11 protein-coding genes are annotated in these 13,143 nt (G+C 41.3%); 6 read left to right on the forward strand and 5 right to left on the reverse strand.

Going from position 1 to position 13,143, the window contains the following annotated elements; translation table 11 throughout:
- Positions 1-138: 138 nt before the first annotated feature.
- From BM015_RS15595 to BM015_RS15615, 5 genes are all read right to left on the reverse strand, one after another.
- Complete coding sequence (locus BM015_RS15595; protein WP_090660545.1) at positions 139-1,191, reverse strand: alpha/beta fold hydrolase; 1,053 nt, start codon at positions 1,189-1,191, stop codon at positions 139-141.
- 61 nt (positions 1,192-1,252) lie between these two features.
- Positions 1,253-2,347 (reverse strand): redoxin family protein, encoded by a 1,095-nt coding sequence (locus BM015_RS15600; RefSeq protein WP_090660774.1) that lies wholly within the window; start codon positions 2,345-2,347, stop codon positions 1,253-1,255.
- A 93-nt stretch (positions 2,348-2,440) separates the two neighbouring features.
- Positions 2,441-3,742: an epoxide hydrolase family protein gene (locus BM015_RS15605; protein ID WP_090660548.1), complete on the reverse strand. Its 1,302-nt coding sequence runs from the start codon at positions 3,740-3,742 to the stop codon at positions 2,441-2,443.
- A 59-nt stretch (positions 3,743-3,801) separates the two neighbouring features.
- Positions 3,802-4,557 (reverse strand): alpha/beta hydrolase, encoded by a 756-nt coding sequence (locus tag BM015_RS15610; RefSeq protein WP_090660551.1) that lies wholly within the window; start codon positions 4,555-4,557, stop codon positions 3,802-3,804.
- A gap of 364 nt (positions 4,558-4,921) precedes the next feature.
- Positions 4,922-5,440, reverse strand: a complete 519-nt coding sequence (locus BM015_RS15615) for a LytR/AlgR family response regulator transcription factor (protein ID WP_090660554.1) — start codon at positions 5,438-5,440, stop codon at positions 4,922-4,924.
- A gap of 531 nt (positions 5,441-5,971) precedes the next feature.
- Between BM015_RS15615 and BM015_RS15620 the strand changes: the two genes are divergently transcribed.
- From BM015_RS15620 to BM015_RS15640, 6 genes are all read left to right on the forward strand, one after another.
- Positions 5,972-7,267: an epoxide hydrolase family protein gene (locus BM015_RS15620; protein ID WP_177191930.1), complete on the forward strand. Its 1,296-nt coding sequence runs from the start codon at positions 5,972-5,974 to the stop codon at positions 7,265-7,267.
- A gap of 356 nt (positions 7,268-7,623) precedes the next feature.
- Positions 7,624-9,000 carry a sigma 54-interacting transcriptional regulator gene (locus BM015_RS15625; RefSeq protein ID WP_245751453.1) on the forward strand — a complete coding sequence of 459 codons (1,377 nt, stop codon included), beginning with the start codon at positions 7,624-7,626 and terminating at the stop codon, positions 8,998-9,000.
- Between the two features lie 27 nt (positions 9,001-9,027).
- Positions 9,028-9,498 (forward strand): sigma-54-dependent Fis family transcriptional regulator, encoded by a 471-nt coding sequence (locus BM015_RS21885; protein WP_245751455.1) that lies wholly within the window; start codon positions 9,028-9,030, stop codon positions 9,496-9,498.
- A gap of 39 nt (positions 9,499-9,537) precedes the next feature.
- Positions 9,538-11,178 carry a tetratricopeptide repeat protein gene (locus BM015_RS15630; protein WP_090660557.1) on the forward strand — a complete coding sequence of 547 codons (1,641 nt, stop codon included), beginning with the start codon at positions 9,538-9,540 and terminating at the stop codon, positions 11,176-11,178.
- Positions 11,130-11,843 carry a sensor histidine kinase gene (locus tag BM015_RS15635; RefSeq protein ID WP_143075892.1) on the forward strand — a complete coding sequence of 238 codons (714 nt, stop codon included), beginning with the start codon at positions 11,130-11,132 and terminating at the stop codon, positions 11,841-11,843. The genes BM015_RS15630 and BM015_RS15635 overlap by 49 nt, the downstream gene beginning before the upstream one ends.
- A gap of 102 nt (positions 11,844-11,945) precedes the next feature.
- Positions 11,946-13,142: a glycoside hydrolase family 88 protein gene (locus BM015_RS15640; RefSeq protein WP_090660563.1), complete on the forward strand. Its 1,197-nt coding sequence runs from the start codon at positions 11,946-11,948 to the stop codon at positions 13,140-13,142.
- Position 13,143: the final 1 nt, after the last annotated feature.

Here is a 13,143-nt window from a genome sequence, read left to right on the forward strand (position 1 = left end):
TAAGGCATTACAGAAAGAACATTATTCGCATGCTGATAAATAAGTCCAATTTCTGCTTTAGCTTTTGTAGAACTATGCTCATATCAGGCGGCGTTTCTTCTATACGTTTCAGCAACTCCTAAATTAATCGCTTCTTTTCTAAAGTTTACCTACTTCAATAATTGCCTCTGCAAAATCTTTTGGCGCTTCCTGCGGAAGATTATGACCTATACCATTCTTAAGTAATAAATGCTTGTACTTGCCTGTGAATTTTTTTGAATACACACTACTATCCGGATGGGGAGCGCCATTTGCCTCTCCTTCAAGCGTAATAGCAGGGGTGTTAATTACAGGAAATGTGGAGAGCTTCTTTTCAATATCATTGTACCTCGCTTCTCCTTCGGCGAGCCCGAGGCGCCAGCAGTAATTATGAACAACTATACTCACATGATCTGGGTTGGCGAATGAGGCCGCAGATTTTTCAAAAGTAGCATCATCAAACTTCCATTTTGGAGAAGCGAGTTGCCATATTAACCTGTTAAAATCATTCGCGTATTTTTCATAACCTGCCCTTCCTCGTTCTGTTGCAAAATAAAACTGGTACCACCATTGCAACTCCGCAGCCGGAGGCAAAGGCTGCTTACCGCTTTCCCGGCTTCCGATGAGGTAACCGCTTACAGATACCATTCCTCTGCATCTGTCAGGCCAGATCGCTGCCACAATATTAGCAGTGCGTGCGCCCCAGTCAAATCCCCCAATAATTGCACTTTTTATATGCAGGGCATCCATCAGGTTTATAACATCATAAGCTAATGCGGCAGGTTCGCCGTTACGCATGGTTGCATCAGACAGAAAGCGTGTTGTTCCATAACCACGCAAATAAGGAACAATTGTTCTGTAGCCCTTTGCTGTCAATATTGGAACAACCTCAATAAAGCTATGAATATCGTAAGGCCACCCGTGCAGCAATATAACTACAGGCCCGTTTGCCGGCCCTTCATCCACATAACCAACATTCAAATCCCCGGCGTTAACCTGTTTTATATTTTCGAATACAGTGTTATTAGCCGGCCTTCGGTTATTCATACGCGGTTCGTTTGAATGGTTCAAAAATCCATCGGTTAATACAGTCATTGCAGGCGGAACAGCTACGATTGACAGTATTGAATTGCTTAAGAAATGGCGGCGGCCATATTGTTTTTCTTCTAACATCTTTTTTAATTTTTAAGTGATAAAATTTAAACCCTGGTTAATATTGACATATCAATATATATCAGCCAAACGTCACAGAAAAAGCTTCGGCTCCTCCATTAAGAAATTCAATTTCAACATCCCTGTCAATTATGGTGTCCTGCTGACGGATCAATTGATATAATCGTTGTTCTTTTACATCACCATATCCCTGTTCATCAATATCAATCCCATGTGCCTGCCCCGGAGGCTTACCATCTATCAATACACGGAAACGGATAGAAGCATCAGGGGATGATGGCCCCATCACGATGTGCATGTCCCGGGAATGAAAACGGTAAACTATTTTCCCATTAGCTTCATTCAGGCTTATGCGGTCTTTACCAATAGTCCATTTCCCTGAAACACCCCACTGGTTAAGATTTAAATAACCGGGCAATGTGTAGCTATATGGCTTTTCATGTACCAAACCATGCGATGAAAAATTTTCCATTCGTTCATACCCCAGGTAATTTTCCGGCGAGGCTAAATTATTTAAGTCGGCAGCCAACTCAATCCCCTCACCTTCCGTAGCTACTAAATCATTATCTGAATCATTAATTCCCGTCTCTTTCAACAATTGCAGGATCACCTTTTCAGATTCCTCATAATCACCTTCCCCGAATTTGCTATAACGGATGCGGCCTTTTACATCTATAAAGTAGAGCGCAGGCCAATACCGGTTGCTAAACGCATTCCAGATTGCATAATTATTATCAATTGCAACCGGAATTTGAATCTTCATATCCTGCATTGATTTCCGCACGTTATCAATATTTCTTTCAAAGGGAAATTCAGGTGTATGCACCCCGATTACCACTAACCCCTTGTTCTTGTATTTTTCCGACCAGGCCCGAACATAGGGCATCGTACGCAACCAGTTAATGCAGGTATATGTACAGAATTCGATCAAGACTACTTTTCCTTTTAAAACCTCTGCAGTTAACCCGTCAGCATTAATCCAGGCATCGGCCTTGCTGATAGATGACAATTCGCTTTTCATATAAGGTTTATCATTTTGCATTGATTCATTAGAATAGTTACCCGAAAAACTCATAGAAACAATGCCGGCGAAACAAATTGTTATCACTAATGCACCCAGCTTACGGCGTGAATCAGAAATAAATTTTTTTATCATATTTTTTATTTGAACCAGTTTCAAATAATGTAATTCAGAAACTGAAGTGGCACACTGGACTGGGCGCCGTTCACGTCTCGCCTGCTATAATTGCTATTTACGGAGCGGTCTGAATGCAGCCCTTAGCTCCTGTGTAAATAATTGCGGTTCTTCCCAGGCTGCAAAATGGCCGCCTTTATCAACTTTGTTATAATAGATAAGGGTTTTGTAGGCCTGTTCTGTCCAGGTTTTTGGCGCCTGGTATATTTCTCCGGGAAATACGGTAACGGCAACCGGTACCGAAATTTCTGCAGTTCTTTGCTCCACCACATTGAAATTATTATTATTGTTTTCCCAGTATAATTGTGCAGAGGAAGTTCCTGTATTTGTCAGCCAGTACAGCGTAATATCATCCAGCATATCATGCTTCGAGAGAGATTTCTCTGCATCGCCCCCACTGAATGTCCAGTCATTAAACTTGTCGTAATAGAATGCAGCCAAACCAGAAGGTGAATCGGCAAGACTATAACCCAGCGTTTGCGGACGGGTTACCATGATGCCCGCATACGCTCCTCCTTTTGTGTACAAATCATTCATTGATTCGTATGCTTTCTTTTCTTCTTCTGATAAGCCTTCAGGCGCGGGGTCGCCATTCTTAAGCGCTTTTGCAATATCTGCAGGAACAGTTGCGGGCATGTTTACATGAATGCCCAGCAATCCTTTCGGCGCCTGGCGGCCCATTGCATCACAGATTACCGCGCCCCAGTCGCCGCCCTGAGCCACATATTCTGTATACCCCAATCGCTTCATTAATACGTCCCAGGCTTTTGCAATACGGTCGGGGCCCCAACCGCTATTTTCCGGTTTGCCGGAGAAACCGTAACCCGGCATTGAAGGAATCACCACATCAAAAGCATCTTCTTCCTTTCCGCCATAAGCTGTAGGGTCGGTAAGCGGCCCGATTATTTTAAGTTGTTCGATAACCGAGCCGGGCCAGCCGTGCGTTACAATCAGTGGCAATGCGTTTTTGTGCTTTGAACGCACATGGATAAAATGTATATCCAGTCCATCAATATTTGTTTTGAACTGTGGCAGTGCATTCAGTTTTGATTCTATCTTTCTCCAGTCGTAAGCAGTGCCCCAATAATTTACAAGTGTTTTAAACCTTTCCAATTGCACTCCTTGTGAACGGTCTGCAACCGTTTCTTTATCGGGCCAGCGTGTGGCTGCTATTCTTTGCCGAAGTTCATTTAAATCCGCATCCGGAATATTGATTTTGAAAGGCACTACTGTGTTGTCAATGTGTGCTTCCGGAAGTGATGCAGACGACGACGTATCAGAACATCCCGTAGAAGAAGTAAGGGCCATTAAACTAATTATAGTTATATAGCTAAAACCGGCTTTTACATTTTTCATTGCTTAAGTTTTTAATATTAAATGGTATGTATGTTTTTTGTTTTTAACTGGCCTCATTTCTATTTTTCGCTTATTGATTTTGCTGCAGTGTCAATAACATCTGCAACTTCCCTGGCATGAGAAATAAAAACGACATGGCTGGCCTTGATTTCCGTAATAGTGCCGCCGGCCCGTTTGCCCATAAACCTTTCCAGCGCTACCGGAATTGAATGATCTTCTGTTGATATGATATGCCAGCTCGGCTTTGTTTTCCACGCTATGTTTTTGTCGAATACATAAGTAAAAGCAGACGATGCTACAGGAACCTGGGAATCGTACATAAATTCACTTTCTTCTTTGGACAAATCGGCGCAAAACCCGGAATGATATTTTGCATGATCGTACCAGGCAAACCCATTCACCGCCGGAAGTATTCCATTAATAGGATCCGCAGGATAATCACCGAATAATTTTCCTAAAGTTTCTCCTTCATCCGGCGCAAAAGCGGCAACATACACAAGGCCTTTAACCTTGGCCGAATTACCTGCTACAGTAATGATTGCACCTCCATAAGAATGGCCAACGAGAATTACGGGGCCATCCTGCCTGTCCAATACCCGTTGGGTTGCTGCTACATCGTCTTCCATGCCGGTATTGGGGTTACCAACTACGCTTACGTTGTAGCCACGGTCTTTCAAAATAGAATACACCTTATTCCATCCGGAGCCATCAGCAAAAGCGCCATGAACCAATACAATGTTTTTAACCTGGGCTACTGCAGTAATGCTAACCATACCCAGGAAGATGGTCGCAAAAAGCAATTTTGTCTTTGTCATTTTTTATGTTTTTATTGTTTATAGTATGAAGAAGGTCAAGCTCCCGATAACGAAGCCTGCATTTGTTTCGCGCTGTGCCGGTTATGTCAAATCAACGCGTTTATTTAAGCTGAAAACCGGTTTTCAAAAATATTAGCAAGAGCGCTCCGTGAACAAGCTTCAACTACTTCACATGGACTAAATAAAAGTCAGACCGGCCAAATACATCCCTGAAATTCTCTGCAGTTTTTTCATTCACATTGGGCTATTTTATTTCTCATGCGCGTGAAGTTGTTCATGATTAACTGTGCAGGATAAGAAGCAGCTGCTAATAATATCTCCAACAATTGTTTGAGCACATTGCTGCATGAACAGGCAGGGTGGATTACCGGTTATCCAGCCATTGTAAAAACTCAGTCACTCTTTCTTTGGAAACGATAAGTTTATCTTTCATAGGGATTACAGGGTTTACCAATAGCTTCCTGGCAAAATAATGCTCCACTTCTTTTACAGCGTTAAAATTGATCAGGTATTGCCGGTTCAAACGGAAGAACTGCTCTTCCGGTAACAAATTTTGAACCTGTTCGAGCGAATAATTGACAAAGTATTCTTCTCTATTAAAAGTCATAATCATTGCCGACTCATATTTTATATAGAAGAAAGCAATTTTGTCGGTAAGTACATTTACATACTTATTATTCTTAAAGACAAGGAAACTTTTTTTTCCTGCTGTTGATGTTAATTTATTCAGCGCTTCTTCCAACCATGGAAAACGAATGTGGCGGAAGAAATTTCTGAGTTCTTCCTTTGTTGTTTCATTGATGTCCGAAGTTGTGTGCTGAAAAAGTATCTCCGGCAATACCACTGCCGGGTTTACATTGTTAGTAACCGAACGAGCTTCCATTTCAATAGATTTTATGATATAGATTAAGATGAATTACAGATTTATTCAGAAACTGCAACCAATGCTGCGGTGCAGTCCGCTTCTTATTTCCACTCGAATACTCCAAACAGGAAATACCTATTTGATTTGATTCAACATAGCTGTTTGTGACTATAAATGTTCAGTAATAAAAACAGACGAATTTGAAAAGTTGCCATCCTGTTGTTGTTTGTGCCATATTGTATTCAAACGGGATGCCATTAGAAATAAATCATTATATATCAATCAATTGCTCTTAGAGCGTTATTTATCACAGCGAAATAGCGCGGCGATAAACAGCGCTGGCCACGAAATAGAACGGCAGCATACCGCAGCTATCAGAAAAAATCGTAAAACGTATCGAAGAAGTCAATAAATACAATTTAGTCCGGCCATAATAATGTCCGTTTTATCCACAAAGATGTCTGCCTGGAACATTTTAAGATTGCCATGGCATTGCCACCCGGATAACTTTAGACCTTATTTAAAAAACCAGATAAAAAACATCTTAAAATGAAAAAGAATAAAAAAATAATTGCAAATGCCGTGATGGCAGGCGCCCTCGCATTACAAAGCACATTAAGCAACGCTCAAACAGAAACAGGCACAACTTTCTCACTCGACGAGTCAGTACGTTCTTTCCAGGTACATATTCCGCAGGAAAAAATTGATGATTTAAAAAAAAGAATATTGACAACACAATGGCCAGACCAGGAACTGGTGGAAGATGAGTCACAAGGTGTTCAACTGGCAACAATGAAAGCATTGGCAGCATACTGGGCAACCAAATATGACTGGCGTAAAATAGAATCAAAGCTTAATTCCTATCCCCAGTTTATCACAAACATCGATGGGTTGGATATTCATTTCATACACGTCCGTTCTAAACATAAAGATGCAATGCCGGTCATCATTACGCATGGCTGGCCGGGTTCTATAATTGAACAGCTAAAGATTATCGGGCCGCTTACAGACCCTACCGCTTATGGCGGCAAAGCGGAAGATGCGTTTGACGTGGTCATCCCTTCTCTCCTGGGCCATGGATTTTCAGCCAAAGCAACAGAACTCGGATGGAACCCTGTTAGGGTAGCAAAAGCATGGATTGAATTAATGAAACGTTTAGGGTACAAAAAATTCGTTGCCCAGGGCGGCGACTGGGGAAATGCAATTTCAGAATCTATGGCATTAATTGCCCCACCTGAATTATTGGGTATTCACACCAATATGGCGGCAGCCGAACCGGCAGAAATTTCAAAAGCATTGGCCGCCGGCACCATGCCCGATGGCCTTTCAGACGATGAAAAGAAAGCATATAAGCAATTGGATTTCTTTAATAAAAAAGGATTGGCATACGCACAGGAAATGGGGCTTCGCCCCCAAACATTGTATGGCATTGCAGATTCACCAATTGGATTAGCTGCCTGGATGCTGGATCATGATGACGCAAGTTACAAACTCATCACACGTATATTTAATGGTGAAACGGAAGGATTATCGAAGGATGATATATTGGATAACATTTCTTTGTATTGGTTTACAAATACCGGTGTCTCTTCAGCCCGGCTCTATTGGGAAGCAACACAAGCCTCAACCGGTGGCGGCTTTTTTGACCCAAGGAATGTACAGATACCTGTTGCCGTTAGTTCATTTCCCGACGAAATTTATGCAGTCCCAAAACCCTGGGCAGAAAAGGCATATCCGAAACTGATCTTCTTCAATAAACATAATAAAGGCGGGCACTTTGCAGCATGGGAACAACCTCAGCTTCTTACTGAAGACCTGCGTGCTGCCTTTAAAACACTTCGTTAGTTCAGCAGTTGGTTTTGTTTTGGAAATTACGGGGCGTGACGCAGGTCACGCCCCTTTTTAGTGTGGCGTTACCAAGAGGCCCGGTTTCTTCCGAAAAAATTAAAGACATGGCTACCGGATGATTTCGTATAATTTTAAAATCCTGAGCTATTGCATAAATCAGCAAGTAAAGTGGCAGCAAGGATCAGGGCGAAAAGAGAGGAAAATCGCCTGCAAATGAATATATGTACCATTATTTTTGTTGTAGATTTGACAATTAATAACCGTTGAAGCAGCTAACTGTCCGACGATTAATTTGCCTGAACACGGGATTGAAAGGAATACACGAAAAACAAAATCAAGGCTTTTATCGAGTTATGAAGGAGAAAGTTCTTATTGTGGAAGACCAGTTTATGGAAGCAGATTACCTGCGCATGATGCTCACCAGGGCGGGTTACCAGATTACAGGCATAGCGCATTCTGTTCCACAGGCACAGGAACTGATAGCAAGGGAAAAACCTGATATAGTATTGCTGGATATTTTTGTAAAAGGAAAATTGACCGGCATTGATCTTGCACGCCAATTAGCACAGGAAAATATTGCTTTTGTTTACTTGTCTGCAAGTTCCAATGAAGAGGTGCTGAATGAAGCAAAAGCTACGCAACCCTACGGTTTTTTGGTAAAACCATTCCGGGAAAAGGACCTTTTAATCATGCTCGAAATTGCCCGTTACAGGCACGAGCACAGCATTGAATCGAAACTGAAAAAGGAGCACATTCTAAATGATAAATTAGCGGCCCTGGTTCATACTTCAGAAACAAATAATAATAAATTGCTTTTTTTATTCCGGGCATTACAACCCTTTATCTCTTTCGATTATGTAACTGCAGGATTTGATGCAATTGAAGACAAACCCAATGAGGCCGTCAGTTTCCTGCGAACAGGCTTTGACGAGTACCAGCAAATCGGGGTCCCGGAATTGTTAACCATAACGAAGTTGAAGTTGAAAGAAGTTATCTCCATTATCAATACTTCATCTTTTTATGAACTGCTGTCGCAAACATTTCATATAAATTCTCGCACATCACTTCCTTTGCAGCTTTCCGGCGGCGGGCAATTCACGATTTCATTTTATTCCCGTCAGAAGGATACTTATACTCCGGAGCTAACCGCATTATTAACGCATTTTAAAAAAGCAATTACTTCGGTTGTCGAAACCTTATTCAATAAAAACGAACCTGGCAGTGTTACCATTGCAGGTAAAACACCGGCGACTGAATTTCCTGGAACCGGGCAGGGTTTTGAGGGCATAGTTGGCAGAAGCCCGGCGCTGTTAAATGTTTTTGACATGCTTACGCAGGTGGCGCCGTCCGACACATCTGTGCTTGTACTTGGAGAAAGCGGAACAGGTAAAGAGCGAATTGCAGATTGCATTCACAATTTGTCACCCCGAAAAAATAAGCCTTTTGTGAAAGTGAACTGTGCAGCATTGCCTTCCACATTGATAGAATCTGAATTATTCGGGCATGAGAAAGGAGCATTTACCGGGGCATTGGATAAACGCATTGGAAAATTTGAAAAGGCAGACGGCGGCACTATCTTTTTAGATGAAATTGGAGAGATGCCGCTCGATTTGCAGGTGAAGTTGCTAAGGGTATTGCAGGAAAAATATATTGAAAGGATTGGCACCAGGGATATTACAAAAGTTAATGTGCGCGTGATTGCTGCAACGAACCGAAACCTGGAGAAATAAGTAGCAGAAGGCCGCTTCCGCCTCGACTTGTATTACCGGCTTAACGTATTCCCGGTTGAACTGCCGCCACTGCGCGAACGCACGGAAGATATTCCTCTTCTCGCCAATCATTTTGCCAGCCATTATAATCGTAAATCCGGGAAAAAGATAACCGGCTTGTCGGATAAGGCATTAAAAAACCTGACCAATTATCACTGGCCGGGGAATATCCGTGAGCTTGAAAATATTATTGAAAGAAGTGTATTGCTTTCAAAAGGAACCATAATTGAAGATATTTCTCTGCCTGTAACCATGCAAAAAAATAGTCCCGGTATTTCTGTAGACTTACACATAAAAACGATGCATGAAAATGAAAGGGATTACATTATCAGCATATTGAAAAAATGTAATGGCAGGATATGGGGCGCAGGCGGGGCCGCGGAAATATTAAACCTCCCGCCATCTACTCTAAAGTCAAAAATGAAAAAACTGGGGATTAAGAAAGAGAGCATTGAATAATTTCACTTGCATAGTGATAACCCAATAATTGCTGCTTGTATGAAACGGATTATTTTACTTTCATTAGTGCTGTTTTCTGCTGCTATTGTTGCAGCACAAGGCATTTCCCGCCACGATGCTGATTCGATGCTGGTTAAATTAAGCAAGGCCAAAACGGATATAGAACGTATTGATTTGATGGCGGGGATAGCTCAATTTTATATACTCAAGCCGGGCGAAAATCAAATTGACTTTGATAGCGCTGAAGTGTATTTAAAAAAAGCCGAAGCATTGAATGCACGTATAAAATCTGCCGATGCCACCGGCTATCTGTTACTTGTGCGTGCCGGTATGATCAAAGAAAAAGGCCAATCCGATAAAGCAAAAAAAATGCTGGAAGATGCCATTGATATTTTAAAATCCGGTACCAATAAAAGCTATCTCGGGCAGGCATATTTTGCCCTTTCATGGTATTATAATTATGCAGACAGCACAGAACTTCCTATAAGATTAGAGCTTGTCAATCAATCAGTAGTTGCTTTTCAGCAGGCAAATGATTTAAAACGAAAGGGCCGCAGCCTTGAAATGCTGGGCGACCTGAATGTGAATATGCAAAATTATTCAAAGGCAGTAGAAATACTTAACCAGGCGCTTGCTGCTTATAATGCAGCAAAATATGAGAACGTGCAGGGGGTGTATGTTTTGCTTGGCATTGCATACAGGTGGCTGGGGAATAACGGGCAGGCGCTATCGAATACGCTGAAGGCTTTAAAAATAGCACAACAGTTGCATGATAGCAGTACACAGGTGTGCCAGATTGCTACTAATTTGGGTTCAGTGTACAGGTCTATCGGCAGAATACCAATGGCAATCAATTACTATAAAATGTCATTGGAAATAGCGCAAAAAAACAAGGATGAATATGATATTTATGCGACAGCAAGCATCCTTGCACAAATGTATATCAATAAGGGGCAACCGGATGAGGGCGCTAAAATGATGAATTTAATTCCTGCGAGTTTTTTGTCCTATCCGAATATTTCTGACCAGGTTAGCGTTTGCGTAACTTATGTCTCGTTGTATCTTAATCTTAAACAGTATGATAAAGCCTGGAGGTATTGTGAAGAATTGTTACAAAGAGTTGACGACCCTATGCTCTGGAATACATTGCGAACATGGAGTTACCGGGCAGTAGCAACTTATTATCTTAAAACGCATCAATTACCCAAAGCCCGTAACTACCTGGTTAAAGCAGAAAAAATAGATAGCAGCATAAAATTTGAAACCGGCCTGATCCTAAACCTTCAATTGCGGTATAAGCTCGATTCTGCAGAAGGCAACATACCTTCCGCGTTCAGGTATTTGCTGCTGTATAAGCAAAAGAACGATTCTGTTTCCGTTACCAAAATGGAAAAACAATTAGAAGTAATAAGTATGGAATATGAAATCGAAATGAAAGAGGATTCCATAAGGGCAAAGGATAATGATATTTCTTTCCTGAGACAAAAAGCTAATCTTCAGCAGGCAAACCTCCGGCAGGCAAGCCTGATTAAGAATATAACTATAGGCGGCATTATACTGGCGCTTGCTGTTATCATTTTGCTTTATCGTCAATACAGGCATAAGCAAAAAAGCAATGAGTTGTTGCTATATTGCAAAAGGAAGAGATTGATGGAAGCAATAAAGAATTGCAGCGGCTGAATGAGCAGCAAACAAAATTGATAATAGAAAAGGATTGGCTGGTAAAAGAAATTCATCACAGGGTAAAAAACAACCTGCAGATGATGGTGAATTTGCTGAATGCCCAAACTGAGTTTCTTCACACTCCATCTGCGCTGGACGCTATAAAAGAAAGCCGTGAACGCATGCAAACTATCGCTATCATTCACCAAAAACTTTACCATGCAGATAACACCACAGTAATCAATATGCCCGGCTACATAAATGAATTGGTGGAAAATATCAAAGACAATTTTGCAGACAACAGCCGCATACGATTCAGGCTTGACATTGATAATGTGGCGCTCGATATTGCACAGTCAATGCCCCTTGGCCTCATCATTAATGAAGCAATCACCAATGCATTGAAGTACGCTTTTTCCAAAGATGAAAGGGGTTTAATACAAATCTCTTTAAACTCGCAGGATAACGAAAGTGTGTTTTTGAAGATTGCAGATAATGGAAAAGGGTTACCCGAGGGCATTGATATTATGCATACCAATTCACTTGGACTAAAACTTATCCGTTTGTTCTCAGAGCAATTGGAAGGAGATCTGCATTTTGCAAATAATAATGGTTTAGAAATTATGCTGAACTTCAAAACGGCTGCGTATCATGCGACATTAGCTGACGCAATTCCGGTTTAGCATGTTTTGGGATAGTATTCCGTTGTGGCATGAAAACGTTTCCGTTGAAAAATAGTAATAAGTTATGTGCAAGCTCTAATTTTAAAAATACTGTTTTTAATTATGGATAGCTTGCGTACTTACATTCTTCTTATTATCTCCTGTATTGCCTTTTGCAGCAATAAAACTTTCGCCCAGGCAAATAATAATTTGCCTGTTGACAAGATTGTTCAGCTTGCAGAAGAAAAATACCGTTCTTTCATCAATCATTACAATAACCCACTGGTGCACCTTTACAGCTTTGATGATGACTCGGCACTTTTAACTGTAAACTATAAAGACTGGACAAGCGGTTTTTTTTCGGGATGTTTATGGTATTTATATGGTTTTAGCAATAACAGCGAATGGAAACATTATGCAGATGAGTGGACGAACAACCTGCAACCGGCCAGCCTGCTCACGAATAAACACGACCTTGGTTTTATGCTGTTTACCTCTTTTGGCAACGGGCTACGGTTTACAGCAGACAGCGCTTATAAAAAAATATTATTGCAAGGTGCCAAATCACTCAGCAAAAGGTTTAATCCTGCCATTGGCAGCATCCGCTCGTGGGATAACGGCCCCTGGCATTACCCTGTAATAGTGGATAACCTTATGAACCTGGAATTGTTATTCTGGGCTGCACAAACTTTTCATGATTCTTCCTTTTTCAATATAGCGATATCTCACATAAACAACGACTTAAAATACCGTTTCCGAAAAGATGGAAGTACTTTTCATGTGCTCGATTTTGATTCTGCTTCGGGCATGCTCTTAACCCAAAAAACATGGCAGGGCTATAGCGATGCTTCCTGCTGGGCAAGAGGCCAGGCATGGGCAATCTATAGTCTTACAATGGCTTACCGGTACACGCACAATAAAAACTATTTATCGTTTGCAGAAAAAGCCGCACAGTATTTTATTCATCAAATAAATAAAATACCAGACCACATTCCTTACTGGGATTTTAATGATCCCGGTATTCCAAATATTGAAAAAGATGTATCGGCGGCGGCTGTTGCAGCATCGGCGCTGATAGAATTAAGCAATTATACCCCAACATCACGAAAGCTATATTATAATACTGCCCTGCAAATGCTAACCAGTTTGTGCAGCGATAAATACCTGTGCTTTTCAAACGCTGCACCCAATCAATATTTCCTGTTGCGGCACAGCGTTGTAAACAAGCCAAGAAATAAAGGCGTTGATGTTCCGGTTATTTATGCTGATTATTATTTTCTGGAAGCCTTATGGCGTTATAAACATTACAAAGACAAATAAA

This window comes from Parafilimonas terrae (assembly GCF_900115755.1).
Lineage (GTDB): Bacteria > Bacteroidota > Bacteroidia > Chitinophagales > Chitinophagaceae > Parafilimonas > Parafilimonas terrae.

Coding starts and splice junctions, on each gene's coding strand:
- BM015_RS15595 (WP_090660545.1), bottom strand. CDS start 1,191: ATGTTAGAAGAAAAACAATATGGCCGCCGCCATTTCTTAAGCAATTCA.
- BM015_RS15600 (WP_090660774.1), bottom strand. CDS start 2,347: ATGATAAAAAAATTTATTTCTGATTCACGCCGTAAGCTGGGTGCATTA.
- BM015_RS15605 (WP_090660548.1), bottom strand. CDS start 3,742: ATGAAAAATGTAAAAGCCGGTTTTAGCTATATAACTATAATTAGTTTA.
- BM015_RS15610 (WP_090660551.1), bottom strand. CDS start 4,557: ATGACAAAGACAAAATTGCTTTTTGCGACCATCTTCCTGGGTATGGTT.
- BM015_RS15615 (WP_090660554.1), bottom strand. CDS start 5,440: ATGGAAGCTCGTTCGGTTACTAACAATGTAAACCCGGCAGTGGTATTG.
- BM015_RS15620 (WP_177191930.1), top strand. CDS start 5,972: ATGAAAAAGAATAAAAAAATAATTGCAAATGCCGTGATGGCAGGCGCC.
- BM015_RS15625 (WP_245751453.1), top strand. CDS start 7,624: ATGAAGGAGAAAGTTCTTATTGTGGAAGACCAGTTTATGGAAGCAGAT.
- BM015_RS15630 (WP_090660557.1), top strand. CDS start 9,538: ATGAAACGGATTATTTTACTTTCATTAGTGCTGTTTTCTGCTGCTATT.
- BM015_RS15640 (WP_090660563.1), top strand. CDS start 11,946: ATGGATAGCTTGCGTACTTACATTCTTCTTATTATCTCCTGTATTGCC.